At 30.9% G+C, this 26,895-nt stretch carries 32 protein-coding genes and 3 pseudogenes; 20 read left to right on the top strand and 15 right to left on the bottom strand.

Annotated features, from left to right (window positions below; genetic code table 11):
* The 8 genes from KA900_RS11195 to KA900_RS11160 form a co-directional block, all read right to left on the bottom strand.
* Positions 1–1,794: pLS20_p028 family conjugation system transmembrane protein (locus KA900_RS11195; protein WP_210139637.1), on the bottom strand; the 1,794-nt coding region annotated here is incomplete at its 3' end.
* Positions 1,795–1,801: 7 nt separating this feature from the next.
* Entirely contained in the window at positions 1,802–2,254 is a 453-nt protein-coding gene (locus tag KA900_RS11190; RefSeq protein WP_112369539.1) for a hypothetical protein, read from the bottom strand.
* The gene (locus tag KA900_RS11185) at positions 2,251–5,073 is read right to left on the bottom strand and encodes a VirD4-like conjugal transfer protein, CD1115 family (protein ID WP_210139643.1); all 2,823 of its coding nucleotides are present in this window, start codon (positions 5,071–5,073) and stop codon (positions 2,251–2,253) included. Before KA900_RS11185 ends, KA900_RS11190 begins: the two co-directional genes overlap by 4 nt.
* A 19-nt stretch (positions 5,074–5,092) precedes the next feature.
* A complete protein-coding gene (locus KA900_RS11180) occupies positions 5,093–5,548 on the bottom strand; it encodes a single-stranded DNA-binding protein (protein WP_031884054.1) in 456 nt (151 codons plus the stop codon).
* Between the two features lie 14 nt (positions 5,549–5,562).
* Positions 5,563–6,705: a hypothetical protein gene (locus KA900_RS11175; protein ID WP_069844533.1), complete on the bottom strand. Its 1,143-nt coding sequence runs from the start codon at positions 6,703–6,705 to the stop codon at positions 5,563–5,565.
* Between the two features lie 59 nt (positions 6,706–6,764).
* The gene (locus tag KA900_RS11170) at positions 6,765–7,061 is read right to left on the bottom strand and encodes a hypothetical protein (protein ID WP_031770345.1); all 297 of its coding nucleotides are present in this window, start codon (positions 7,059–7,061) and stop codon (positions 6,765–6,767) included.
* An 11-nt stretch (positions 7,062–7,072) separates the two neighbouring features.
* A complete protein-coding gene (locus KA900_RS11165; protein ID WP_069844534.1) occupies positions 7,073–7,288 on the bottom strand; it encodes a hypothetical protein in 216 nt (71 codons plus the stop codon).
* A gap of 169 nt (positions 7,289–7,457) precedes the next feature.
* A complete protein-coding gene (locus KA900_RS11160; RefSeq protein WP_031770348.1) occupies positions 7,458–7,742 on the bottom strand; it encodes a hypothetical protein in 285 nt (94 codons plus the stop codon).
* 436 nt (positions 7,743–8,178) lie between these two features.
* On the opposite strand from KA900_RS11160, the gene KA900_RS11155 reads away from it, so the two are divergent.
* A complete protein-coding gene (locus KA900_RS11155) occupies positions 8,179–8,487 on the top strand; it encodes a hypothetical protein (protein WP_069844535.1) in 309 nt (102 codons plus the stop codon).
* 240 nt (positions 8,488–8,727) lie between these two features.
* Here KA900_RS11155 and KA900_RS11150 read toward each other — a convergent pair whose 3' ends face one another.
* Together KA900_RS11150 and KA900_RS11145 are read right to left on the bottom strand one after the other, a co-directional pair.
* A complete protein-coding gene (locus KA900_RS11150; protein WP_210139636.1) occupies positions 8,728–9,723 on the bottom strand; it encodes a replication initiator protein A in 996 nt (331 codons plus the stop codon).
* 298 nt (positions 9,724–10,021) lie between these two features.
* The gene (locus KA900_RS11145) at positions 10,022–10,246 is read right to left on the bottom strand and encodes a hypothetical protein (RefSeq protein WP_069855765.1); all 225 of its coding nucleotides are present in this window, start codon (positions 10,244–10,246) and stop codon (positions 10,022–10,024) included.
* Between the two features lie 160 nt (positions 10,247–10,406).
* On the opposite strand from KA900_RS11145, the gene KA900_RS11140 reads away from it, so the two are divergent.
* From KA900_RS11140 to KA900_RS11125, 4 genes are all read left to right on the top strand, one after another.
* Positions 10,407–11,306 (top strand): ParA family protein, encoded by a 900-nt coding sequence (locus KA900_RS11140; RefSeq protein WP_107613449.1) that lies wholly within the window; start codon positions 10,407–10,409, stop codon positions 11,304–11,306.
* Complete coding sequence (locus tag KA900_RS11135; RefSeq protein ID WP_031884058.1) at positions 11,296–11,604, top strand: hypothetical protein; 309 nt, start codon at positions 11,296–11,298, stop codon at positions 11,602–11,604. Before KA900_RS11140 ends, KA900_RS11135 begins: the two co-directional genes overlap by 11 nt.
* Positions 11,605–11,747: 143 nt before the next feature.
* Positions 11,748–11,930, top strand: a complete 183-nt coding sequence (locus tag KA900_RS11130) for a hypothetical protein (RefSeq protein WP_031896215.1) — start codon at positions 11,748–11,750, stop codon at positions 11,928–11,930.
* Between the two features lie 39 nt (positions 11,931–11,969).
* Complete coding sequence (locus tag KA900_RS11125; RefSeq protein ID WP_194378969.1) at positions 11,970–12,236, top strand: hypothetical protein; 267 nt, start codon at positions 11,970–11,972, stop codon at positions 12,234–12,236.
* Positions 12,237–12,425: 189 nt separating this feature from the next.
* Here KA900_RS11125 and KA900_RS11120 read toward each other — a convergent pair whose 3' ends face one another.
* From KA900_RS11120 to KA900_RS11110, 3 genes are read right to left on the bottom strand one after another with little or no spacing between them, the layout of a single operon-like run.
* Positions 12,426–13,274 (bottom strand): IS3 family transposase, encoded by an 849-nt coding sequence (locus KA900_RS11120; RefSeq protein WP_210139635.1) that lies wholly within the window; start codon positions 13,272–13,274, stop codon positions 12,426–12,428.
* 26 nt (positions 13,275–13,300) lie between these two features.
* Complete coding sequence (locus KA900_RS11115) at positions 13,301–13,606, bottom strand: transposase (protein WP_210139634.1); 306 nt, start codon at positions 13,604–13,606, stop codon at positions 13,301–13,303.
* Positions 13,607–13,650: 44 nt separating this feature from the next.
* Positions 13,651–14,529 carry a replication initiator protein A gene (locus KA900_RS11110; protein WP_245339182.1) on the bottom strand — a complete coding sequence of 293 codons (879 nt, stop codon included), beginning with the start codon at positions 14,527–14,529 and terminating at the stop codon, positions 13,651–13,653.
* On the opposite strand from KA900_RS11110, the pseudogene KA900_RS11105 reads away from it, so the two are divergent.
* The 15 genes and pseudogenes from KA900_RS11105 to KA900_RS11035 form a co-directional block, all read left to right on the top strand.
* Positions 14,500–14,700, top strand: a pseudogene (locus KA900_RS11105) (hypothetical protein); the annotation flags it as partial. The gene KA900_RS11110 and the pseudogene KA900_RS11105 overlap by 30 nt on opposite strands.
* Before the next feature lie 222 nt (positions 14,701–14,922).
* A pseudogene (locus KA900_RS11100) lies at positions 14,923–15,570 on the top strand (conjugal transfer protein); the annotation flags it as partial.
* Positions 15,571–15,881: 311 nt separating this feature from the next.
* On the top strand, positions 15,882–15,926 hold the full coding sequence (locus KA900_RS15020) for a hypothetical protein (protein WP_430974187.1): 45 nt from the start codon (positions 15,882–15,884) through the stop codon (positions 15,924–15,926).
* Positions 15,927–15,941: 15 nt separating this feature from the next.
* Positions 15,942–17,861, top strand: coding sequence for a tetracycline resistance ribosomal protection protein Tet(M) (gene tet(M), locus KA900_RS11090; protein WP_194378975.1), 1,920 nt, complete (start codon positions 15,942–15,944; stop codon positions 17,859–17,861).
* A 680-nt stretch (positions 17,862–18,541) separates the two neighbouring features.
* Positions 18,542–18,868, top strand: a complete 327-nt coding sequence (locus tag KA900_RS11085) for a hypothetical protein (RefSeq protein ID WP_194378976.1) — start codon at positions 18,542–18,544, stop codon at positions 18,866–18,868.
* A 40-nt stretch (positions 18,869–18,908) separates the two neighbouring features.
* A complete protein-coding gene (locus tag KA900_RS11080; RefSeq protein ID WP_210134012.1) occupies positions 18,909–19,322 on the top strand; it encodes a hypothetical protein in 414 nt (137 codons plus the stop codon).
* Positions 19,323–19,457: 135 nt separating this feature from the next.
* The gene (locus KA900_RS11075; protein WP_194378980.1) at positions 19,458–19,841 is read left to right on the top strand and encodes a hypothetical protein; all 384 of its coding nucleotides are present in this window, start codon (positions 19,458–19,460) and stop codon (positions 19,839–19,841) included.
* A 144-nt stretch (positions 19,842–19,985) separates the two neighbouring features.
* Complete coding sequence (locus KA900_RS11070) at positions 19,986–20,186, top strand: hypothetical protein (protein WP_031588347.1); 201 nt, start codon at positions 19,986–19,988, stop codon at positions 20,184–20,186.
* A 32-nt stretch (positions 20,187–20,218) separates the two neighbouring features.
* A complete protein-coding gene (locus KA900_RS11065) occupies positions 20,219–20,539 on the top strand; it encodes an ArsR/SmtB family transcription factor (RefSeq protein WP_031588348.1) in 321 nt (106 codons plus the stop codon).
* Positions 20,540–20,628: 89 nt separating this feature from the next.
* A complete protein-coding gene (locus KA900_RS11060) occupies positions 20,629–21,513 on the top strand; it encodes a permease (RefSeq protein WP_210139632.1) in 885 nt (294 codons plus the stop codon).
* Between the two features lie 19 nt (positions 21,514–21,532).
* On the top strand, positions 21,533–22,588 hold the full coding sequence (locus KA900_RS11055; protein WP_210139631.1) for a methyltransferase domain-containing protein: 1,056 nt from the start codon (positions 21,533–21,535) through the stop codon (positions 22,586–22,588).
* Between the two features lie 24 nt (positions 22,589–22,612).
* Positions 22,613–22,756 (top strand): hypothetical protein, encoded by a 144-nt coding sequence (locus KA900_RS11050; protein ID WP_210139630.1) that lies wholly within the window; start codon positions 22,613–22,615, stop codon positions 22,754–22,756.
* Positions 22,757–22,825: 69 nt separating this feature from the next.
* Positions 22,826–24,265 (top strand): Mu transposase C-terminal domain-containing protein, encoded by a 1,440-nt coding sequence (locus KA900_RS11045; protein ID WP_060585419.1) that lies wholly within the window; start codon positions 22,826–22,828, stop codon positions 24,263–24,265.
* Positions 24,258–25,094, top strand: coding sequence for an AAA family ATPase (locus tag KA900_RS11040; RefSeq protein ID WP_031588352.1), 837 nt, complete (start codon positions 24,258–24,260; stop codon positions 25,092–25,094). The genes KA900_RS11045 and KA900_RS11040 overlap by 8 nt, the downstream gene beginning before the upstream one ends.
* A gap of 19 nt (positions 25,095–25,113) precedes the next feature.
* Positions 25,114–25,674 (top strand): recombinase family protein, encoded by a 561-nt coding sequence (locus KA900_RS11035; protein ID WP_031588353.1) that lies wholly within the window; start codon positions 25,114–25,116, stop codon positions 25,672–25,674.
* A gap of 375 nt (positions 25,675–26,049) precedes the next feature.
* Here the strand turns inward: KA900_RS11035 and KA900_RS11030 are convergent.
* Positions 26,050–26,211, bottom strand: a pseudogene (locus tag KA900_RS11030) (Mu transposase C-terminal domain-containing protein); the annotation flags it as partial.
* Entirely contained in the window at positions 26,183–26,776 is a 594-nt protein-coding gene (locus KA900_RS11025; protein WP_210134011.1) for a recombinase family protein, read from the bottom strand. The pseudogene KA900_RS11030 and the gene KA900_RS11025, both read right to left, overlap by 29 nt.
* Positions 26,777–26,895 lie beyond the last annotated feature (119 nt).

The following is a 26,895-nucleotide window of genomic DNA, read 5'->3' as shown; positions in this document are numbered from 1 at the left end:
AGATTCTGCTGATGTTGGTGTGTTTGTAGTCGTGTTACTTGAAGAACCACCATTATTTATTTGTTTTTCAACATTTTGAAGGTTTTCTTCTGACATTAAGCTAGATGAACCACTTGCTGGTTTATTTGCCCATAATGCACTATGGCCTGCTCCCACACCTTTAAAGTCATTAGTACCATGACCTGATTCTTTCATTTCTTGATCTAACGTTTGATGTGTATTGCTAGATTGTGAGTTGGCTGATTGACTATTATTAACATCTTGTGTTTCACTATTTTGTTTTTCTTGTGCTTCTTGATTAGTTCTACTGTTGGTTTCATTACCTACATTCGTAGTTGCTGTTTGTTGTTCATTTAGGTTCCGTTCACCATTTGACCTTGTATTACTTTCTTGATTGCTTTTAGAATTACTTGATTGTTGATTAAGAGCTTCTGAACGACTGTTTGTTTCGTTGTTAGATTTTTCGTTTGAATTACTATTTGTTTTATTTGAATTTGAATGTGATTGTTTAATTTTGTCACTTGCCTTGCCTATTCCTGAACCTGCAACGCCTGCACCTGCTTTAGCTGCACCATACATAGCAAGTGCTGAACGCCATGGTGATGAAAGACCTGCATCATAACCAAATTTTCGTTCAATAACTTTTGGCCCATCTATCATAAAGAATGTTGCTGCTATTAAACCAATAAACCACACGCCTAATGGTTTATCATTTAAGAATCCTACTACTTCTTTAAAGATAAACAAACACACAAATATTAGTACAATACTTATAAATCCGTTGATAATATCTACTATTGTTGATTTTAGTTTTTCACCTTGTAATGCGTATGAAAAACCTACTGCAATAATTTTTGTAACTACTAATTCTAAAATTATACTTGCTACTCTTAGTGCTGCTAAAAAATGACCTAATGCTAAACAAATTAGCCCAACCATAGCTGTAAACCATTTAACTTGGAATCTATAATATTGCTCTTTCCCAATACCAAACATACCATCTTTCAGTTTACCTAATGTGGTTTTACCATTTTCATCAACAACAACTTTCTTACCTAATACTTTTTTTGCATTTTTACTTTTCACATCACCTGCATCAATACCTTCATTAATATCAATGTATTTCGCAGTTTTTGCATTTAATTTATTATATTCACTATTGTTTCTCGTCGTTTTTAATTTAGGAAAACCTTTTTCTGCTACATATTTAATATCTACTATATTTTTCTGTAATAAAGATGAACCTGCTTTTGTACTATTATCATTTTGTGTACTGCTTTCAGGATCAAAATTTTCTACAGCCTTACTCGATTCTTTTGCTAACTCTGAACCAGTTTGCATTGTTGAATTTAAACTCCCTAAAAAGATAATAGCAACAATGATTGCCGTAAATATGTTCGCTTTGTTAACCTGTCTACCAGTCATCATTTTAAAACCAATATACATAATTGATAAAGCCAGTATTGAAATCAATACTGGCTTAGCTTCGATTAATAATTTTGTGATACTATCTTGACTTAACAATCCAAACAAAGTTAATACGTTAATTGCTAAGTTTGAAACTAAATCCGTTATCCATACAAGCCAATTTACCAACGCCCAACCAATGTTCCTAAACATACTGGTTACTATATTGGTTATTTCAAGATTATTCCCATAATTGCTGAATATACTTAAGATGTCTTTATCAGATAGTTTAGAAGCACTAGCTACGTGATTATTAATTTGTTCTGTATTGGCAGGATCTAAACCTTGATGGCCTATGTTACTCATATCACCTAGTATAAAGTTCATTCTTTAATCACTCCTTTCGAGCATACTTAAATAGCTCGTCTAGTTCTTCGACTGCACTATCAGTGTCTTTCCAATCTACTGTATCAAATGATACCATTTTCATTTTTGCAGGTTTTTTTCCTTTTTCAGAATAAAAAATCATTGATGTCTCACCTTTATAAGTATCACTATCTTTAGAATCTTGTGCATTATATTCTGCATAATATATTGTTCTTTCGTTTTTCTTAGCTGATTCTCTCAACATTTTTTTTATATACCTAACATATTCATCATTGCCACTACTTGAAGTGTTATCAATAACTGATACAAATTCATCTTTTGGGTGATTCATTTTATCCTTTACTTCTTTGAGGGATATTTTTTCTATTTTCGGTTCTTCTTTTTTTCCACAACTTGTTAATAAAATTGATGTTAAAATTGCAACAGTCATAAATAATATTAAAACTTTTAATTTTTTCATTTAGCCTTTGCCTCCTCAATGAGTTGTTTAACATAGTTTATACTCTTATTTTTTTGTTCTTCTGTAATATCATTGTTTCTTACTCTTAGTTTCAAGTATTGCTTTAATTTGTATAACGTAAGTCGATCTACATTATTTCCATCTTCTTCATACATTCTAATTGTTTTTGTAAATCTTCTTGTAAGCCTATCAAATTCTTCTGCTGATAGTTGGGCTTTTAAAGTTAAAACTTTCTTTTGTCTAGTGACTGGTTTTTTATTATTTTCTTCTTTATATGCTTCGGGATTATTAGCATTTGCTTTTTCACCCATAGATTTATTTAATGATTGAGTGAAATCATCAATTTCATTACTACTATCATCTTCAATACCTGCTTGCATATTTTCTATTATTTTTTCCCAATCAACTAAAGTTGTTTCTAGTTGTAAATGTCTATGTTCACAACGTTCTTTTAGCAAAGGTCTGAAATGAATAATACTTTTACCTGTATCCATTAAATCTGCTAAATATTGATAACGATATTTCATAGCGTATTTTCCACTGTTAAAGATTGGATATGACATAACTTTTCTACGCTTGTTATCTTGTCTTTTTAGATTTCTAACAACCACTGTTTCCCCCTCTTGTAAGTGAGCTAATTCGTCGGCTCTTAATAGTGGTCTTTCTTCTTGATTTTCAGTGATACTTGATTTCAATGAATCAGTTTCACCAGACCGACTACGGACAGTAATTTGTTGACTACCAATCATATCGCTAAAGTCTTTCAACGTTTGTTCTTGTGTGGCCATAATAAATACTTTGTTTTGACAAGCGTCCATGATTGCATCATACGCATCACCATAAGTATCTTTTATTTGTGAAAAGGCTTGTACAAAGAAGTTAAATCTTAATCCACGTGATAACGATACGTTAACCTTTTGAGAAAGATTCGGAATTTGAGGCATATTGCCTGCCTCGTCCAAATGGAAGATTACTCGTCTATGTGTAGATTGCTTTTCTGTATATAGTTGTGAGTTCTTCGATAATTCAAATACAATTTGATTAACTAAAATAGAAGCTATACCATGATTGGCACTATTATAGTCTGGAACAACCATAAAAATCGCTATCGGTTTAGCGAAACTATTAAACTTTCTAATTGTTACATTAGATGAATAAATATCACCTTTTGCCTCAAATGTTACTTGGCCTTTTTTATCAATGCTTGTAACATAAAAATAATATTTCACTTCTTCATTGAATTCATCAGTTTCTACAATCTCAATCCGGTCATCAATATTTAAAACTGTCTTGAATGGGTATTGCCAATATCCATATTCATTAACGCCAATGTTGATGCCTTCTACTTCATCATATTTAGTACCTATATTGGTTTCTCTTTTAACTTGTACATTTAATTCAAATTTACTATCTGGTTCTGAAAAACCATCAATAATACTTGGGAATCCTAATTTATTTAAGTCTAATGATGAATGACTTGTTAGTTTAGCAATAGTATCAGTTGTGAAAGGCTGTAAGGCTTTTAATGCTGTACCGATAATAGAGGAACGCATTTTATCTGGTGCGGCTTCTACTGTTGCATACTGTGTTTTAGCAGGGCTATGAGATGGGAATTTTTCCATATATTCATCTAATGCTGATGTTTCAATTACTTTAACTTGATTACCTATTTGAATTTGCTTATAGAATTTTTTTACACTTAATGTCTGTAACATATTTGAAACGCTATATAGTGTTACTTTTTCAGGGTGTTCAGGAAGCGCTTCTTCACATAGTGCTAAGATCATCGCATTAATCAGTGCAGCCGACATCAAGTTCCACTCATTATCCTCAACTCCCTCATTATTTGTAAGTGTATGCGTGATTTGTTTTGTCATTTCTTGTGCCTCACCCAAATCACCTTTTTGATATTCTTCTATAACAAGTTGTAATAAGTTGAAACTCATTGTTGATTCCATCGGTTGATCTAAATTAAATACTTCTGTATGATAATTTCTATTTTCTAATGTTTCATTTGATGCCGAATATAGTTCGCCTTTCATATCACCAACAACTAATGACGGTTGATGTGACGACCTTGAATAATTTTCAATCATAGATAAAACAAACACTTCACCTTTACCAGAACGGGAAGTACCAACAAATATATTGTTAGTTGGTGATTCATCAATGAATGTAAATTCTTTTTTAAGGAAAAATGTACTAACAAATTCTTTGTTAATTTGACCTAATTTATCTTTCTTCATATTATATTTTTCATCTTGTGTTAAATCTGGCATTGAATTTATTTCTGTTTTTGCTGTTTTTCTCTGTTCTAAATATTGCTTCGTTTTAGTAGCGAAATCATATACACCAAACATAGCAACAGGTAGTCCACCCTCACCCTCAAATTGCTTCTCTCTTTGAGCTATGGCCTTGTATTGTTGTTTAATTTCTTTCTTAGTAGAAAAACGACCTGATGCTTTCTCTTGATTGTCTAATGATTTAAATTTCTGTCGTATTTGATATACTTTTTTCCCCCATAACACAGTAAGCAATACAAAGAATGGAATATAAAACAATGCTAAATCAAATCTCACTTTAAAAAAGTAATTCGTCCATTCATTATTAATTTTTTTCATGTTATCGAATATATCCCCACCAGCAAATATGAGATTATTCAACATGTTTATAAAGAAATTGGCTGCCAACATGATAAAAATAAAGCCCACCACTAATAGTGCTAATAATCCTATTGGGTGAGCTAATAAATGTTTATTTTGTGAAAAGGAAGCCTTTTTTCTATGATATCCATGATTATGTTTACTTCTAAATGGAATCATTTAACTACCTCCTAAATTAAAATGGTAAATCTTCATCTTGAAAACCATTAGCTTTTTGTTTTTCATAAGTTGATATTTTTTCTCGTTCAGATTCATCTTGCTTTTTATCGCTATTCTCAAATACATCTTTTAGGTTTTCTGTATCTGGATTTTCTGCATTTTGATCTTCTTTACTTTTTTTATGATTCAAATAACTGATATTATTTGCAACAATATTTTCATAGAATTTAACTTCGCCATTTTTCTCTATTTTTTTGGTACTGATATAACCATCTACGAATATCAAATCGCCTTTATTGTTATATTTAACAAGATTAGTGGCTTTCTTACCAAATACAGTTATTCTTGGAAAATCTGTACTATAGGCTGTTTCTATCGCTAATGAAAATGTACATCGTTTTTGGTCATCGTCATAAGTAATTAATTCTAAATCATTTGCTATACGGCCAATAAATCTGATTTCATTTAGCATACATTCACACCTCTTTATTTGTTATCATTTTTAAATTCTTCTAGCTTATCTTTGGCATTATCTAATGCTTCTTTTTTATCCTTAGCTTCTTTTTTCTTCTTCTTATCATCTTTCACTTTGTCATACTCTTTTTGTTTATCTTCAACTTCTTTTTCAAGTGATTGCTGTTTATCTCTTTGCTTATCATCAATCATTTTAGTAACTTCTTCGTCATCAGTACTAGCTGCTAGCTTTTTAGCTTTATCTAATTGGTCAGATTCTATATATGCTATTGCTAATGCTTTTTTTCTTTCAGGTGTTTTATCTATATCATCTACTAATTGAGTAGCATCTTCATATTTTTCATTATGAATCGCTAAATCAAATTGACCATTTTTAGTTGAATGTTTGTTTTCAAATTTTTCTAGTGAATCAAATTTGCCTTTGCTATATAACTGATTCTCTACATATTTTTCACTTTTAACGTCTACTGCTTTATCAAAATCACCTTTATCTATAAGTAAATTTGCATAAATAGATTTATCATTTTTAGTCATTTCTTCTTTCGGTAATTTTTCATAATTCTTAATCGCTTTGTCCTCATGACCTAATAATGCTTGTTGGTATATATCTTCTTTTTCAACATTATCTTTTTTTTGGTCTTTATTAGGGTCTGTAGCAATAAATAAATAACAAACACCTATAACCAATAATACAAGCAACAAAGCGCCTATGCCCTTTTTACCTTTAAGTTGTGAAACAATACTCTCTTTATTATTATTCTCTCTATTTTGCTTTTTTGCATTGTAAGATGTATTTTTAGGTGTATTGCTCTTTTCTTTTTTGGTTGGTTGTTTTTGAGCTTTATAATTTTGTGCTACTTCATCTAATTCTTTTAAATATTGACGCTTAATAGATTTCATATCTTCTGAATCAACTTGAACATTTTTAAGTAGCTCTTTTGTATGTTCATAAATATTTTTATAACCATCATTTAATTTATAAGTAGCTTCTATGATGTCTGTATCTTCGTCCGCATCATACAAAATATAATCAAATGACTCTGGGATATTACTGAATTCTTTAGCTTCCATTTTCTCTGTGTAACTCATCATTTCCTGTAATGAAAAGTCATGTCTATTGCCTATTTCAAAATCGGGTGTTCTAATTTTCAGCACGATGTCGGCTCCTTTCTATAAAAAAAGACTAATCTTAATGATTAGCCTTTAAATAGTTATTACATGAATATTGATTGTAAATTTGATACAACTGCTAGTTTGAAATCTGTTGTAACTGGGGCAATTGTACTTACGTTTATTACTTTTTGGAAAGCACGTGCGTATACTAAAGCACCACCTGCGATAGCTGCACCTACAAGTGACCATAGTATAGTTTGTTTAGCCCATCTACGCCCTGTATCACCAAACATCATTGTTAAACCTGCTGCTAGTAATGATAGTGCTAGTAAAGTAATGATAAGGGGTTGTGCATCTTGAATAAAGTTAATTATGGCCTGATTGGCTCTTTCAAACATATGAAATCCTCCTATCCAATTGTATTTTCTTGATTATTATTTGAAGCTGTATTACTATTTTGCTTTTCTGAAAGTTCTTTCAACGCTTTAGTAATAACATCTGTGTTATCACTTAAATAGTTTTGGTACTGTTCATATAACCATGTATTATGGTCAACACCATTAATTTTCATGATTTGTTGTACTTGTTTCTTTAAACGATTGATATCATTTTGTGTAGCTTTCATAAAACCACTTATCCTTTCTACAATTATGATTTATAATAAAAAAAGGACTTTATCAAAAAGTCCTTTAAAACAACAATTTTTACATGTTACTTTGATAATTACATATGCACACCGTTGGTTAATTCATTCTTATACTTTGCAATGTGTAAGAAGCATCAAAACTAATTTATCATGCAGAAATTGTTAGCTGTTTAACACACTTGATTTGTTGATACCGTTTTTTTCGGTATCCTATCAAACCATGTTTGTCACTTTTAATTGTTTTGGCTTGATACATGATTTGAGAAAGATGTTCTAAGTTTTGTCGTTCAACTTGATCAAAACGTTTCTTGTCGATACGTTGACCACGTACACCTTTGATACGGTATATCTTACCATCAAAAGTACGAACTTCATCAGCAAATAAAACAAAACCATAAAAATCTAGTTGGTCGAATTTCTCATAACTAATCATTGTTAACGCCTCCTTAATTAAATTGTGACATACGAATTTTTAATACATTGCGTAAGTGCAATTAAATATTACGCCTAATATTTAATTAGGGTTCAGCTTGCAAGCACTTTTCACTGCCTGACCCTTGTGGTTCTTTCGACTTCCCACTCGCGTTATCCAGTCTATAATATTTCAGTTGATTCATCGGAACTTCCCCTCTCAACACTATACACATTATAGAGTTTGGTTAGGATAAATTTGTATAAGAATGAAATTCATAGGTTTCGGCTTACCTATTTAACCATAAGTCGTATACCTGACCCACATTGAATTTCGTTAATGTGGAGGCACGCATATGTAATTATCAAAGAGCATCGAATACACTCAAACGATTTCGTTTGAGTTACTTCAATAATACCATTGTTATAGCACTTTTTCAAGGAGGTATACTAAAAAATTGGCAAAAAGCGAACAGATTTTTAGAATAAAACCAAAATTCAAAAAACTTATAAAATTACGAAGTGCTGAAATTGATTTAAATAATTCAGAATTAGTAAATAAAATATTGAAATCAACTAAAGCAAGTGATTTAGAAATACAAATATATAAAAATAAAAGCAAATTAAACTATGATAATGTACAAGCATCTTACATGATTGAAGAATCTAACAAGAAAAAAATAGAAAAGATTGCAAGTAAACATGATCTAAAAAAATCACAAGTTTTGAATTTATTTTTATCGCATTATTTTAATGAATCTCTTTAAAATTTAACTATGTAAACCTAAGCGAACGATATATTACAATAATAATTAAATTACTGTAATGTATCGTTTTATTGCTTAGGTGTATTGAAAATGTGCTTCAAGTGTCTATATAAAATTTTTACAGTTTATATATTACTATTAATCGGGCAATTTTAGCATATGTTTTTTAGAAGCAATATATATATAATTTAAATTCATTGCTTTTAAATTGGTTGATTGGTAGTAACTAATACTTATAACTTACATATTAAAAATATTATTATCCGACATATTCTTTCTTCTCATATCTGCTGAATGTAATTCTTCAAGTTCAGTTAAAATCGTTTGCATTAAATATCCTTGCATTGACTTGATTGTTTCTTTTTGGCCTTTAATTCCCCTATCATGGATAGCTTTTTTAAGTCTTTTTAAAGAAATTAATATTTCATCTTCAATATGTTCTAGCATATAAAAATTATCATCATGATTTGAATTAAAAGATTTTTTTGCTTTAAGAATAACGGCCTTTATGATTTCTAAATCTCTATAATCATATTTTAATAAATAATTAGTTAGTTGCTCTGGAAATTCTTGCAGTAGTATTTCTTTATAATCTTTATCATCAAAATTATGTGTAAATTGATTTGAATGATTTGAATGAATACTAATATTATTTTTGTACTCTATATCATTCAAGTCATTCATATCATTTAGTTCAGTATTGCTAAATTCAGTATTGTTAAATTCAGTATCATTAGATTCGGTTTTTCCGACTTCTTGAACTCGGTTTTTCCGACTTCTGGAACTCGGTTTTTCCGACTTCTGGAACTCGGTTTTTCCGACTTCCTTGCCACTACTGCTCTCAACTGTGTTTTCTTGCTTTTGAATTTTATAAATATCATCTTCTGTAACTTCTGGTTTCACTAAATAAAGTTTATTTGTTTTATTTAAACCCTGTCTTTCTTGTAGTAATAATTCGGCTTCAATAAGTTCTTTCTTAATTTTAATGACCTTATCTTTTTTACAATTTAATATAGTTTGCAGGTTCTCATTTTTGTAATAAAAGAATATATTACCTGTTTTAGAATCAATCCAGCCATTTTTAATTGATAAATCTAAACGATCTCTAAGAATACCCCATGCCATTTTCGCATCATTGGATATTTTAATATATTTTGGATTAGTAAAAAATACTTTCGGTATTTGATAAAACTTTTCTCTATATTCCTCATTTACGTTGTAAAGTTCCATTGTCATAATAAAAAACCTCTTTCCGAATTTTAGTTTGGTAAGAGGTAATAAAACGCTTTTATTTAGCTTTACATTTATTTAATGATTTAGGTGCTTGCACTAAGAAGTTATTCATTATATAATACAAGTATAAATTTGATATTAAATAAACGTCGGCTAAACGTTTTATTACCTAAGGGCAACTATTTCCAGTAGTTGCTCTTTTTTCATTTCTTATAAATTAATAATAACATGTTGTTGTTATTTGTAAAATTTATTTTTAAATCTACTTGCTTTTTTCCCTCTTTATAGACTTAATTCCAATTTAGTCTTTCCCGCTTGCAAAAAGCATTGCTGTAAATACTATGAAAATCAAAGATACTAACGTTCCTAATAGAATAAAAATTGCAGAAACGATATTCCACATAATAAATAGTGTTTTTTTGACACCACCCCACCAATTCAATTTATCAATAATGAATGTAGCAAGACCCACAAGTAATATAAATGAAAGTACAATAGAAATCATTTCAATAGTTTCTATATTCATATAACACTCTCCCCTGTTAATACAATATCCATTAAACTACTTATAGTATATACTATAAATGTAAATTACACAAATGTAAATAACACATGTGTAATTTACATTTGTGTAATTTACACATGTGTGATATGATATAACTATATTCAAAAGGAGGGATAGTATTATGACCGAAGTAATATCAATAAATAACTTTAAAGGTGGTGTATCAAAAACATCATCAACTGCTGGAATTGCTTATGTATTATCTGAAATTAAAAAGAAAAAAGTATTAGTTGTTGATTTAGACCCTCAAGCAGATGTTACTGATCTACTATTAAAAACATTTAAAGAAAACAATAACAGTTTATTAAATGAGATAATGAATTCTAATAATATTGAAAGTATTTTAGATGAAAAAGAAGATGAAATACTAGATTTACTTTTAAGAAAATCAACGGATATAAACGAAAATGATTTGTACCATACGTTGAAAGAGCAAAAACATTTAAGTGAAGCAATAATAGAATTGAGTAATAATTTATCAATAGTACCATCGGATTTTAATATGATTGGTTATCCATATTTATTAGAAGATTTAAAACTCAATAGAATTGATGGTGCAAAATACTTCGATAGCTTCTTAGAAGAAGTAAAAGAGGATTATGATTTCATATTAATAGATACACCACCTACATTATCTGATTTTGCTAATAGTGGAATTTATTCATGTGATTATAGTTTGATTGTTGTTCAAACGCATGTAAGAAGTTTTAATGCAGTAGAAAAACTTATAAGTCATTTATCTGATTTTCGAGATTTACATGATAATGATTTTGATATAGTTGGAGTTTTACCAGTTATGTTTAAAAATCAAGGTAAGATAGATAGCTTTATTATAAAACTACTTAAACATGTATATGGAAATTATGTATTTGAAAATAAAGTGATGCAAAGAGAAAGAGTTAAATTTTGGGATGCAATAGGTATTCAAAATGAAGATATGCATGATAGAAATGTACTTACAATGTATGAGAATATTGCAGATGAATTATTAGAGAAAATGAGGGATCGTAATGGAAAATAAAAATGATAGCTTGTTAAATAAAAAAAGAAATAGAACTAGCAATTACGAAAATACAATGTTAGATACTTCTGAAAGATATAGTGTTTTACCAACTCATAGTTTAAGAGTGAAAGGTATTATTCATAGTAAGGCTGTAGCACTAAAAAAAATAGGTTTATATGATAATTTAAATGACGTTTTGGAAGCAGCTTTAGAGAAATTCATTGAGGATTATTCTGATAGTGAAAAACAAGAAATAAGAGAGCAAGAAAAAGAAGAAAATGAACAAAAGTTAAGACGAGTAAAAAACAAAAAATAATGTGTAACTTACACAAATGTAATTAACACAAATAAAAAAGCCGTAGGTATTCTTGGCAGACCCTACGACTAAAGCATTTATAAAAATACTTACAACCATAGAATAATTTATAAATGCCTATAAATCAATAGGAGGCGTTTAAAATGATAGAAAATTACGTTGAATGGTTTTGTGAATTTATCAATGTTCCATATGAAACAAGTGAAACATTAGAATTATGGATAATTAATAGGAAGCAAAATAAAGAATTTGAAATAGAAAATGTATCTGTGGTAGAAAACAACACAAAACAATTATCATTATTCGATTTTGATATTGCTATTTGATTCGTGTAATTAACACAAATGTAAAATGGAGGTTTGAATATGAACAAAAACTCGTTTGAATTTGCTACAAAGAAACAATATGATTTAGCTGAATCAGTAAAAGAAAGAATAATCAATGATATTAAATATATGAATAATTTAAACGAACTTAATCAAGTAGCAAATACCAATTTTGAAAAGAAAGAATTAATAAAATTCTATAAAGAAAAAGATGATTTTAAATACTTCATTGATCAAAGTAATATAAATACACATGGAGTAGTAGTATCAACATTAATGAAATTAAAAAGGAGTTTTTACAATTAATATAAACTTAGGTTTAATAATTCAAATTATGTTATTAATAATAACGACAGCATTTATAACAGTTTATGTAATAACTGTTATAAAGAATTATGAACAAAATATAGGACTGTTAGCATTAATTATCTTCTTACTCTTATATCAATGGGCTGTCTATTATTAATTCTATAAATGATGATAACGGTCATTATGTTAAGCAGCAAGTGGTATAGCTGCCGGACGGGTCTTCTTAGATATTCTGGTGGTGTTCCACCAGTAGTCATAGCGGTGCGCTCCCGCAATAATCGCATTGATTGACCAACTTAAGCGACGTGGGTTGAAGAATTCTGATTTGAAAAATGAGTGATAGTTTTCGATGATTGTGTTGTGCTCGGGATGCCCCGGTGAGCTGAATGAGTGCATGAGGCCATAAAATGAGACGGTATCTTCGTATTCCTCACTGATGAAGTGGGAACCGTTATCTGAGTGCAAAATGATTGATGTTTCGGCGTTGATAATCGATTTAGGAATTTGACGCATAGCTGTTTGAAGTGCTCGTTTAGTTAAATCAGATGTCATATCATAGCCAACGACGGCACCAATGACATCACCGGTAAACCAGTCTAGAACGCTGGCTTTATAGAGTTTCTGCTTATCTGGCATCACCAGGTAAGTTACATCGGTTGTGAGAACTTGGTATGGTCTTTCAATGATAATGTCTTTAACCAGATTGTCGCGTTCAACAACTGGACGGCCGCGATTTCCTTTATAAGACTGAGTGATAACAGACTTATATTCAATCTTCTGCATCAAGCGATGAACACGGTGTTCACCGGTATGTATGTCATATTGATCGGCCAATTCCTGCACCATACGCTTAATTCCGTAGGAATTATTGAACTCGTGCGCGTCAACGATTTCTTGAATTTTCTCGATTATCAGAGCGTCTTGTAAATCGTGTTCTGTGGGCGATTTTGGAGCTTTGTGCGAATAAAAAGTGCTTGAGGGCACATTCATGACCGCAAGCAACTTGGTTTGAGAATATTTCGCATTTTCAGACATATCGACGACGGCGCGCTCCGCTAAACTCATCGTCGGTTGGATTTTTTTATCTGTTCACGTGAGTATTTGTCCATTAAAGTGACTGCTTCACGCAAAATTTGGTTATCTTGTTCGAGTTCGGCGATTCTCGCTTCAAGTTCAGAGACTGTTTTCTTGGTAATTTTTTCGCCATTGTCATTCACCGCAGGTGAATACTCACGGACCCAGCGCCGAACGACGCTTATTGAGATTTTATTTTCACGTGAAATTTGGCTTAATGTTTGTTTTTCATCCCAATATAGGGCAGCGATAGCTGCCTTCTGTTCAGGGGAATAATAATTTCGTGTAGTCATAATAAAAAGATGCTCCTGCTAGTTTCATTTTACAGGAAATGGTTCTAAAAACCACTCCATGAAACTAGCATAAGCACCTTAAATGTTCTTCTCAATGAAACTGTGATGTCATGTTGCAAATCTTCGTAGTTATCTAAAAAGATAGTTGTTGGTGTTCCTGTTTGTTGAGTAATAAATGTTTCACTTGCTTTTTTAGCATTAAAAATAATCCCAATCATTTTTTCCATTTTCTTTGGATCATTTGCAGACCATAAACTGATTAACTTTATGGTTTCAGCTTCTAAAGGAATTTTACCTGAATTTCCGTTTGATACTAGAAATTCGCTTGCATTAGCTACAATGTCTTGATTTTGTTTTTGTAGAACATCTTGAGAGAAATTAGTTGATGAAAAATCAAGCATGCTTGTATCTTTATTAGTATCTTTATTAGTATCTAAGTTAGTCTTATATAGATTGTGTCCCATTTGCGGTTGTCCGCTTTTATCAAGGGTTTCAGCTGTTTTTAACCGAGCTCCCATTTGCGGTTGTCCGCTCATATCAAGGGTTTCAGCCGTTTTATTAGCGAAATCCTGTTTAATATACACGTCTTTTGCTGTAACTTCTAAATCAGCAAGGTAAAGTCTGTTGGGTAGATTTTTCATTTTTTTTGGATCGAACGCCTGCTTAACTTGGAATAAAAGTCCTGCTTCTTCAAGCTCTTTTTTAATCTTAGATATTTTAGTGTTTCCCCACCCAAATAAATCGTTAAGCTCTTGATTAGTAAAAATAAAGTACACTCTATCTTCATCATCTATCCAATTATTTTGCAATGAATATTCCAAACGATCACGCAAAACCACATAACCTAATTTGGCACTGTCACTTAGTTTTTTATATTTTTCGCCATATAATAATACCTGAATAATTTGATTGAACAAGACCATCGTCCAGTAAAGAGACGCAATAAATTCTATCGAAGTTTACGCACTGCCTCACCCACGATTAAAGGCATGGAAGCCATCCGAGGATTATATAAGAAAACCCGAAAAGAAGGCACTCTCTTCGGGTTTTCGGTCTGTACTGAAATCAAGGTATTATTGGGAATCCCAGCTTAAATTATAGATACCGTAAGGGATTTTATTCTTTATTTAAAACTTTGCAACAGAACCGTCCAAATCTTGTTTTTGGGCTAGTGCAGCGATAATTTCTGTGGTAAGTTCATTCATGGGGAATGCCTCCTGTGATGTTTTCTGTGGTTACTAAATATCATAAGGGAAGGCATTCCCTATTTCTATACAATTTAGAAATCTTTTGTGCGTTTACACAAGATATTTTACGCTCTCCAATCCCAAGAAGCCATTGATAAACGAAATGAGAAATTGACCCATTATTTGACGGAAGAATTGCAGGTATTAAATGAAGAAATGATTCGTAAGGATATTCCTACTAGTTCTAGTGTGAACGATATACAGGTGTGGCAGGTTTCTCAAGTGAATGAGAACACCTTTGAGGTACTGTTTTCTGTTGAACAAGTTATTACCGAAGACAAAGACAAGGAAACTATATCGTCTAGCTTTCATGTGGTTGTCCATATAGATGAATCAGATAATATGGTTATTATCAAAAATCCGACAATGAGTAAGAAACCTCAAAAATCGGACTACCAACCCAAACAGCTAGAAAGTGACCATACAGTAGATACAGAAACGATGGACGAAATCATTAGCTTTTTAGAAACGTTCTTCCAGCTCTATCCTACCGCCACAGAAAAAGAATTGACTTACTATGTAAGTAATCATGTGTTACCTATGATTAACAAGGAATATGTTTTCGAGGAATTGGTGAATCCTATCTTTACCAGAAAAGATAACCAAGTAATCGTGAATGTCGCTGTGAAATATTTAGATCAAGAAACAAAGGCAACCCAAATCTCGCAATTTGAGTTGATATTAGAAAAACAAGATAATTGGAAGATTGTAAAATAACAAATATTGGTACATGATTACAGATACTTTGTAATCATGTACTCTTTTTGATAAAAAATTGGAGATTCCTTTACAAATATGCTCTTACGTGCTATTATTTAAGTGACTATTTAAAAGGAGTTAATAAATATGCGGCAAGGTATTCTTAAATAAACTGTAAATTTGATAGCGGGAACAAATAATTAGATGTCCTTTTTTAGGAGGGCTTAGTTTTTTGTACCCAGTTTAAGAATACCTTTATCATGTGATTCTAAAGTATCCAGAGAATATCTGTATGCTTTGTATACCTATGGTTATGCATAAAAATCCCAGTGATANNTTATCACTGGGATTTTTATGCCCTTTTGGGTTTTTGAATGGAGGAAAATCACATGAAAATTATTAATATTGGAGTTTTAGCTCATGTTGATGCAGGAAAAACTACCTTAACAGAAAGCTTATTATATAACAGTGGAGCGATTACAGAATTAGGAAGCGTGGACAAAGGTACAACGAGGACGGATAATACGCTTTTAGAACTTCAGAGAGGAATTACAATTCAGACAGGAATAACCTCTTTTCAGTGGGAAAATACGAAGGTGAACATCATAGACACGCCAGGACATATGGATTTCTTAGCAGAAGTATATCGTTCATTATCAGTTTTAGATGGGGCAATTCTACTGATTTCTGCAAAAGATGGCGTACAAGCACAAACTCGTATATTATTTCATGCACTTAGGAAAATGGGGATTCCCACAATCTTTTTTATCAATAAGATTGACCAAAATGGAATTGATTTATCAACGGTTTATCAGGATATTAAAGAGAAACTTTCTGCCGAAATTGTAATCAAACAGAAGGTAGAACTGTATCCTAATATGTGTGTGACGAACTTTACCGAATCTGAACAATGGGATACGGTAATAGAGGGAAACGATGACCTTTTAGAGAAATATATGTCCGGTAAATCATTAGAAGCATTGGAACTCGAACAAGAGGAAAGCATAAGATTTCATAATTGTTCCCTGTTCCCTGTTTATCACGGAAGTGCAAAAAACAATATAGGGATTGATAACCTTATAGAAGTGATTACGAATAAATTTTATTCATCAACACATCGAGGTCCGTCTGAACTTTGCGGAAATGTTTTCAAAATTGAATATACAAAAAAAAGACAACGTCTTGCATATATACGCCTTTATAGTGGAGTACTACATTTACGAGATTCGGTTAGAGTATCAGAAAAAGAAAAAATAAAAGTTACAGAAATGTATACTTCAATAAATGGTGAATTATGTAAGATTGATAGAGCTTATTCTGGAGAAATTGTTATTTTGCAAAATGAGTTTTTGAAGTTAAATAGTGTTCTTGGAGATACAAAACTATTGCCACAGAGAAAAAAGATTGAAAATCCGCACCCTCTACTACAAACAACTGTTGAACCGAGTAAACCTGAACAGAGAGAAATGTTGCTTGATGCCCTTTTGGAAATCTCAGATAGTGATCCGCTTCTACGATATTACGTGGATTCTACGACACATGAAATTATACTTTCTTTCTTAGGGAAAGTACAAATGGAAGTGATTAGTGCACTGTTGCAAGAAAAGTATCATGTGGAGATAGAACTAAAAGAGCCTACAGTCATTTATATGGAGAGACCGTTAAAAAATGCAGAATATACCATTCACATCGAAGTGCCGCCAAATCCTTTCTGGGCTTCCATTGGTTTATCTGTATCACCGCTTCCGTTGGGAAGTGGAATGCAGTATGAGAGCTCGGTTTCTCTTGGATACTTAAATCAATCATTTCAAAATGCAGTTATGGAAGGGATACGCTATGGTTGCGAACAAGGATTATATGGTTGGAATGTGACGGATTGTAAAATCTGTTTTAAGTATGGCTTATACTATAGCCCTGTTAGTACCCCAGCAGATTTTCGGATGCTTGCTCCTATTGTATTGGAACAAGTCTTAAAAAAAGCTGGAACAGAATTGTTAGAGCCATATCTTAGTTTTAAAATTTATGCGCCACAGGAATATCTTTCACGAGCATACAACGATGCTCCTAAATATTGTGCGAACATCGTAGACACTCAATTGAAAAATAATGAGGTCATTCTTAGTGGAGAAATCCCTGCTCGGTGTATTCAAGAATATCGTAGTGATTTAACTTTCTTTACAAATGGACGTAGTGTTTGTTTAACAGAGTTAAAAGGGTACCATGTTACTACCGGTGAACCTGTTTGCCAGCCCCGTCGTCCAAATAGTCGGATAGATAAAGTAAGATATATGTTCAATAAAATAACTTAGTGCGTTTTATGTTGTTATATAAATATGGTTTCTTATTAAATAAGATGAAATATTGGGAATAATGTCAATACTTTGGAGTGGTTTTTAGATAGCCCCGCGAGGGGCCGGAGCTACCCCGAAAGTTTAATCAAAAAGAATAAACGAGGTCCAGGCAATCATCGCCCGGACCTCGTTTGTTTTCTATAATTTATTTTCGGATTCAATCATGTGAGAATCATAGTTGTCAATTTTCCACTGTAAATAATCACGGGCATCAACAATTTCTTTTACCTTTTTTTTCGTTAAGCGTATTAATTGCTTCGCCTAGAATGTCTTTACAGGCTGGAATGGTAGTCGGGTCGTCTTCGAACACGGCGCTGATGTCAAGATTATGGACAGGCTTTTTTGGCACCGAGAGGTACCGCACTCCGAAAATTTTTCAAAACCCGGATTTCAGCTTAAAACGGCGTGATTTCTGGGTGTTTTTGTAGGTGGAACAGGGCCGAGCCCTACCGGTGAGAGAAAACAGGTGGTATAGATTGTGAACCAGCCGGATTTCACAAGTTGTATCGTGCAACAAATAAGCCTTCACAAGGCGAATTTTTGAAATTCACAAGTGACGGCTTATAAACGGCGTCGTACCGGCTAGTGCCGATAACCGGCATTATGTAAACAAAACAGAAAACTAAGGGGAGTATAATATGAATACGTTGAACACAGTATTACTGCTAATAGGTTTATTTATTTTGATACCTTCAATGATGTATTTATCTATATATCATATGGTTAATGCGATTGTTTTATATCAAAAAAACAAAAGCAAAATCAGTATTGGTACAAATATAGTAGGTGTAAAAGAAATTAAATATAATGTGCCTAAAAGTCTATTACGACTACAAACAAAGTTAAAAGAAAATAAGGTTTTTGCAAACATGGGACTTACTTTTGGATTTCTTATGATTGCTATTCCTATATTATATATATGGTTTGAATATTTAAAAAGTTTTATACCGACGTTAATAAAGTAAATTTAGAAGATAAATAAAAGAAAAAGTAAAGAGATAGATAATGATGAAATTGTCCGATAACCTAAAAAACATGGAGAAGTTTCTGGATTTATTAAAGGAATTAACAAGAGTAGAGTTCACTAATCTATGCGAAAATAGTTCTAAAACACATAATGAAATTTTATATAAAGCTTTTCAAAGGACAAATTCATTCAAAAAAATAAGACGTTTATCTAAGAAATATGAATTATTTGTACCTCATGAAACATATAGATCTACTTTGATACCATTTGTGTTTAAAAAAGTGCTTAGTAATCCCGATATAGATTCATACAAACACGCAATAAGATATTTAGAAGCATATAATAAGGTGATGAATCATATTCATGATGAGTTATCTGCAACGGAAGTAAAGTCATGTTTTGATAACTATACGTACGAATTTTTTAAAAATAATTTAACAAACAACCATTAGAAATTCAATTAAATTATTACTATTGATATAACTTATCACAAAGATTAAAAGGTGGTTATTAGTATGGAAACATTTGTGCAAAATTTAAATGAATTGCAAAATGTAAACTTGAAATATTAATAAGGAGTTGTTTTTATGTTAGAACAGGTTTTAAAAACAATGGGTATTACAGATTTTATGTATTTTCTTCCTATACTTGCTTCAATATGTTACAACATTATTTTTTTTATGGTATTAGTTAAACGATTTAAAAATATTAAACATCACACTACTAAGTGGTACATTATGCCTTTAAACATAATTTTGGTATTCTTTTTAGCATTTACAGTATATACCCTTACTTTAGGAAGTTTAATAATTGATATAGCAGAAACTGATAGAGAGCGTGCACTATTAGGTAATGTGGTAGCGATATTTAAAGCATATTCTGTTTTACTTGTAGTAGCACCAATAACACAAATTCTAATTTATAATCTTGCCTTAGATTTTAAATTTTCAAAAAGTAAGTTTACTAAATAAAAATCAATCACTATATTGACTGATTAGGGTAAACCCTAAATAACAGAATTTAGTAACTTGCAAAAGTTGCATTAATAATTTATAGTTAATACATCAACAAAAATTGATGTATTGTTTTAGTATTTTATAAAGGAGTTCGATTTTATGAGAATAAATCATGCAGGTACATTATCTGTTGATTATTTTGTTAGCTACTTAAATCTAATTATGATATCAAGAGAAGTTTCTTTAAAAGAAGCTATATCATATATGAAAAATGAGTTCTTTAAAGGTGAACCTGACATGTATGGTAAAATAACAAAAACTCATTTTAATCAAGCAATACAAGAACTCAAACAAAAATAGAAATATCTATATATAAGAGAGGTGATTATTTAATGGAAATTATTCAGTCCAGTCCTAATAGAACTGAGGAAGAACAATTAGACTTTTATGAACAGATGTTTAATGCGCTAGCTGATAAAATCAGACTTAAAATTCTACATTCAATACGTCAAAGTGATTCAAAATCTTTATGTGTTTGTGATCTAGAAGAATTATTAGCATTAAAACAATCTAAACTTTCCTATCATTTAAAAAAATTAGTAGATGCAAATATTCTTATTGCTGAAAAGCATGGCACATGGAATTATTATAAAATTAATGAGCAACAAATACAGGTGGTTTTAAAAGAAGATACTTGCTGTAAGATACTTTAAGTATCTTCTTTTTAACATAGAATTAATCAATTTTTTTTGATTATTATATCAAGAAAAGTTGATTAAATAAATTCGGAGGCGTTATACTAATGGTAGATTCAATTATGGAATTCATAAAAACATTTCTGATGTTATTTTTTGAATTATTATTACTATTTATAGTAGTGAGTTTTATAGTAAGTCTGATTCAACAAGTTGTTTCAGAAGAAAAAATTAAAAAGCTTTTGAGCAAACCTAATAAAGCCGTCAATTATATATTAGGTATGATATTTGGTGCTGTTACACCATTTTGCTCTTGTTCAACTATTCCAATACTTGCAGGTCTATTAAATTCCAAAGTTCCTTTTGGTCCAGCAATGAGTTTCTTAATTGCTTCACCGTTAATGAATCCATTAATGTTATTTATGTTATGGGCATTATTAGGGTGGAAAGTAGCTGTTGTTTATTTTGTAGTACTAGCAATTTTCAGTATTTTAACAGGTTTAGTGTTTTCAAAAATGAATTTAGCTGAAAGTTATAAAGGGGTCAATGTTAAAGGTGATGGCTTTTTTGCTAATAAATCAGGATCTCGTTTTAAACAAGCATTAAACGATGCGTGGGCATTTTTATACCCAATGTTACCTTATCTATTTATTGGTGTATTTATTGGCGCCTTTATATACGGATTCATACCTGAAGAATTTATAACTAAGTATGCAAGTGGTGATGGTTTTATATCGGTCTTTATTGCTTCTGTTATCGGTATCCCTATGTATATCAGACCAGAAACAATGTTACCTATAGCCGAAGCATTAGTATCAAAAGGTATGTCGCTAGGAACAGTAGTAGCATTAATAATTGGTGGTGCTGGCGCAAGTATTCCAGAAGTCGTATTGCTATCTAAGTTATTCAAGAAAAAATTTGTAATATCATTCGTTATCGCAATTTTAGTTGTAGCCATTGCTACAGGACTAATTGTTAATATGATTATTTAAATTTAAGGGGGATAAATTAATGAATCCAGAAACGTCAGTAATTAATAGATATGGAAATGCTGCAAAAAATCATGAAGAAAATTTATGTTGTCCAGTAGAGTATGATACGAAATACTTAAAAATCATACCCGATGAAATCATAGAAAAAGATTATGGCTGTGGCGATCCTTTAGGTAAGATTCAAGAAGGAGATACCGTTTTGGATTTAGGTTCTGGCGGAGGAAAAGTTCCTTATATAGTTTCTCAAATTGTCAGTGAAACAGGTAAAGTTATTGGCGTAGATATGAATGATGATATGTTAAATCTTGCTAAAAAATATCAAAATCAAATGATTGAAAAAATTGGTTATGACAATGTAAGTTTTTATAAAGGAAAGATTCAAAATTTAAAATTAGATTTAGAAGTATTAGATAAATATTTACAAGAGCACACTGCTAGAGATTTAGGTACTTATCAATCTATCAATCAATATATTAATTACTTAGAAAACGAAATGACTATGATAAAAGATAATAGCATAGACGTGGTTATATCTAACTGTGTTCTAAACTTAGTTTCAACTGAAGAAAAAGAGGAACTTTTCAAGGAAATTTATCGTGTTTTAAAAGATGGTGGAAAAGCCGTTATCTCAGATATTGTTTCTAGCGTAGAAGTACCAGAACAATTGAGACAAGATGAAGACTTGTGGAGTGGTTGTTATTCAGGCGCTATTGAAGAAAAATCTTTTATTGAAGCTTTCGAAAATGTAGGATTTTACGGTGTAGAAATAGATAAACGTGAAAGTACATGGACTACTATAGAAGGTATTGATTTTAGAAGCATGACGATTATAGCTCATAAAGGTAAAGAAGGTCCTTGTATTGATAAAGGACAATCTGTTATATATAAAGGTCCATTTAAACATATTGAAGATGATGATGATCATATATTTGAGCGTGGAGAAAGAACTTTTGTATGTGAAAAAACATTTAATATATTAAAACAGTCGCCTTATAAAGATGTTTTTGAATTTATCAATGAAAATGAAGAAGCTATTGATATAGAAGAATGTTGCGACACATCATGTGGTTGCTAAATAACAATTAAAGGAGGTGTTAAAATGGAAAAAAACGCATTTAAAAAAGCTATTTCTAAATTAAAACCTAAAGAGCAAGCTTGTTGTTCCGTTGAAATTGAAGAAAATAAAGAGAGTAAAAAAGAGACTACAAGTAAAGATCAACAGAATAATAAAGGCTGTTGTTAATGGCGTATCATTAACAATTAAATTAGGGAGCATAACAGTATGCTTCCTTTTTTTAATGGAGGTGCTGAAATGATTCAAAATTTAGCTGACTTTACAGAAGAAGAACGTAAAAAAGCTATGGAAAGATATCGTGTCCTTGAACCTTATTTAAAAAACTTAAAATCAGTTAGAACAGTTAGCAAATCAGCAAAAATACCAAAGCGTACGCTTTATAATTGGATTAATAGATACAAAAATGATGGATTAGCTGGCCTTACAGATAAAACGAGAAAAGATAAACATCGAATAAAGATAGATGGAGATATTATCAATTTTGTTCAGAACGAGTATTTCAGTAACAGAGGAATTTCTATAGCTTCTATATATCGCAAAACAAAGCAGTGGTGTAACAATAAGAGGATTCCTGAACCTAGTTATTACCAAGTTTATAATATTATTAAGCGAATACCTGAAAACTTAAAAGCTTATTCAAATATGAACTCAAAAAAGTATGCTGAAAAATACGATGGTATATTTTTACGTGAGTGCCAACGCCCCAATGAAATTTGGCAAGCTGATCATACTATGTTGGATATAGAAGTATTAAATGAAAAGAATGAAATTGAAAGACCTTGGTTAACAATTGTTTTAGATGATTATAGCAGAGCAATTGCAGGTTTCAGAATAGAGTTTGGATCACCAGACACTGAAAGAACAGCACTTGTTCTAAGACAAGCAATATGGAAAAAAGGAAATTCAAATTGGCCAATTTGTGGCATACCAGAAAAATTCTATACTGATCATGGCAAAGATTATACCTCAGAACATATGCAACAAGTATCAGCTAACCTCAAAATAGAACTGATATATTCCAAAATAGGTATACCAAAAGGCAGAGGAAAAATAGAACGTTTTTTTCAAACAGTTAATTTAATGTTTCTTCAATTACTTCCTGGTTATACAAAAAATAAAAAGTCAAGAAAACATCTTACTTTGGAAGAGCTTAATAATAAGTTTGAGCACTTTATAATAAACGAATATCATTATCGTAAACATGGAACAACAAAAGAAAAACCGATGCAGAAATGGAATCAACCAGACTTTCTCCCACAATTACCTGAATCTAGAGAATTATTAGATTTACTATTATTAACTACAAGCAAACCTAGAAAAATACACAAAGATGGTATCTATTTTAAAGGACTAAGGTATTTTTCTACTAACCTCATTGCTTATATAACAGAAGAAGTTTTTATAAGATATGATCCTCAAGATATTTCAGAAATTCGAGTCTATTTAAACAATCAATTTTTAAGTATTGCATATTGCAGTGATTTAGAAAACCAAAGTATAAGTATAAAAGAAATCGAAAGACTAAGAGCAAATAAAAAAAGAGAGTTAGGAAAAAGTATTACTCGTACACGTCACCTCGTTCAAAATCTTAATCGTCCCAAACTATCAAATGAAGAATTAAGTAATAACGCAAAACAAGTTAAAAAGTCAAAACTAAAGAGGTATAAAAATGACTAATAAAACTTTTGTTGAAACAAAGCAGTACCGTCGATTTGAAGAATTTTGTGATAATTGCGCTAAGTATAAATATATGGGGGTTTGTTACGGAAATCCCGGTGTAGGTAAAACATTTTCTGCACAATATTATGCAAATTGGGACTATGTAAACCCAATCATTACTAATTATCAAAAAGCTGATGATAAAGGAAGTAATGTACATGATGATCAATTTCTAAATTGCAAAACCATTTTTTATACTGCCCCTCCTGTTAGACCTTCAAGAATTTATAAAGAATTATTAAACTTGGCTAGTGAATTAACATTAGGGAAAATTGGATATCGATCATTAAAAAGACAAGAGGAATTTAACGGATTAGAAGAACTTGTTAGATTACAACCAAGTAATTATGAAATTGATTTAATTATTATTGATGAAGTTGATAGACTAAATTATAAAACACTAGAGATTATTAGAGATATTTATGATCAACTTGATATTGGTGTTGTTTTAATCGGTATGCCAGGTATAGAAAAACGATTGTCAAGGTATCCTCAATTATATTCCCGTATTGGTTTTAGTCATCAATTTGAAAAATTAAGCAACGATGAATTAAAACACGTTTTAGAATATAGGTGGGAGGAGCTTTCCTTACCTTTAAGTTATGAGGATTTTGAAGATTATGAATCTATTAATACGGTAATAAAAATTACGAATGGTAATTTTAGATTAGTACAAAGATTATTTTCTCAAATTATACGAATTATGGAGATTAACGAATTGAATAAAATAAATGTTGAAGTGATAGAAACTGCTAGAGATGGCTTACTAATAGGAGAAAATGAGTAATTTGAAAGGGCTGTAGTATATGAGAAAAATAGGATATGCACGTGTACCTTATACTGACCAAAATTTAGATGTTGAGATAACTCATTTGTTAATCAATGGATGTGATTTAGTTTTTTCTGAGAAAGTAAATATTTATAGTAAAAACCAAATAGAACTTAAAAGTTGTTTAGAAGAATTAAAAGAGAATGATATTTTAGTTATAAATGACTTAAAAACTTTGGGATTAACGCCAAAACAGTTTATGGACTTCATAGATAACGAAATAATATCGAAAAACCTCCATTTAGAAGTACTTAATCTGAATATAAATACTCAAAATGAATATGGGCAATACTTTATTAGAGTATTCCAAATGTTGCTAGAATCCGAAAAAGTTCTAGTGCAAGAGAGAACGTCAAATGGTTTGAAAGCCGCTAGAGAAAAAGGTCGAAAAGGAGGACGACCTCAAAAAGTTGAAAAAAGCCAAAGGTATTATATTAAACAACTATATGATAGTGATAAATATACAGGTGAAGAAATTGCTCAAATGACGGGATTAAGTAGGAGTTCCATTTATAGAATAATTAAAGAAATGTTATAAAAGAAAGCAGGTAAACAGTTATATAATTGTCTACCTGCTTTGCGCCATTTAAAGCACAAAATTTGTGCCATATAACTCCAAAACTGACACTCTTAATATAAAATTAGGAGGTTTTGTTTCAAAAACCATCGTTATTGGAATTTAATTTCTAATACTTTTTTATTAGGAATACGCCCACGATATTTTTTACTTTTGTTACACCCTAATCATGCAATTAAAACCTTAAAAAAACCACTTTGTCTAATGACTGATTAGAGCTTGCCCTAATCAGTCAGTGGTGGAAGTTTGTCACTTTACTTGATATATGAGAATGACTTCACCTAATAAATGAGAAAAGCAACGCACTATATTAAAATGCGTTGCTTTTTCTATTATCGAATACCTATAAAGGGTGCTTAACGCAATCCCTTTACTTTTAGAAATACTTGATAAAGATTGTTCGCCTAGGATAAAAGGTTTTATAATATTGTACTTTTGAGTAGCTTTTTTACGTTTGGCTTCAGAAAAATTAGTTAGATACTTCTCCTTGTTTTTCATCTTCCTTGTCCTCCAATTTATTGAGGTAACGATAAATTGTTGTACGTGAAACATGCCACTGTTCTGCAATTGTCTTAATTGGCGTGCCATTATCATAAAGTGTCTTAAGTAAGTTTAAATCTTTTTGATTTAATTTTTCTGGTCTGCCTCCATATCGGCCTCTAGCACGTGCTGCAATTCGGCCAGCTGAAGAACGCTCTAAAATTAAATTACGTTCAAATTCTGCAAATGCTGCGAATAAATGAAATAATAATTGCCCTGTAGAACTTGATTTATCCATCGTTATATTTTCTTCTAAACTATGGAAACTTACACCTCGTTCGTTAAGCTCATTAACTAATGTGATTAAATCTTCCATATTACGTCCTAGTCTATCTAATCTCCAAACAACAATCGTATCTCCTGACCTCGCAAATTCAATGGCTTTATCTAAACCAGGTCTTTTACTTTTTGAACCACTCATATGGTCGTTAAATATCTTTTCACAACCATATGCATTTAATCGATCCTCCTGTAAATTTAAATTTTGTAATCCAGTTGAAACTCTTGCATAACCTATTTTCAAAATACAAACCCCCTATATACACCTTCAGTGTACCATAACTTAATTACAAGGTCTTTTGTGAACATAGATTTTTTGTTGGGTTTATGAACACATAATCCTATGTAATTCTTACTTATTTA

The organism is Staphylococcus sp. GDY8P120P, from assembly GCF_017892065.1.
GTDB classification, from domain to species: domain Bacteria; phylum Bacillota; class Bacilli; order Staphylococcales; family Staphylococcaceae; genus Staphylococcus; species Staphylococcus nepalensis.
The sequence above is the reverse complement of the archived record's forward strand: the minus strand, read 5'-3'. Positions and strand labels throughout refer to the sequence as shown.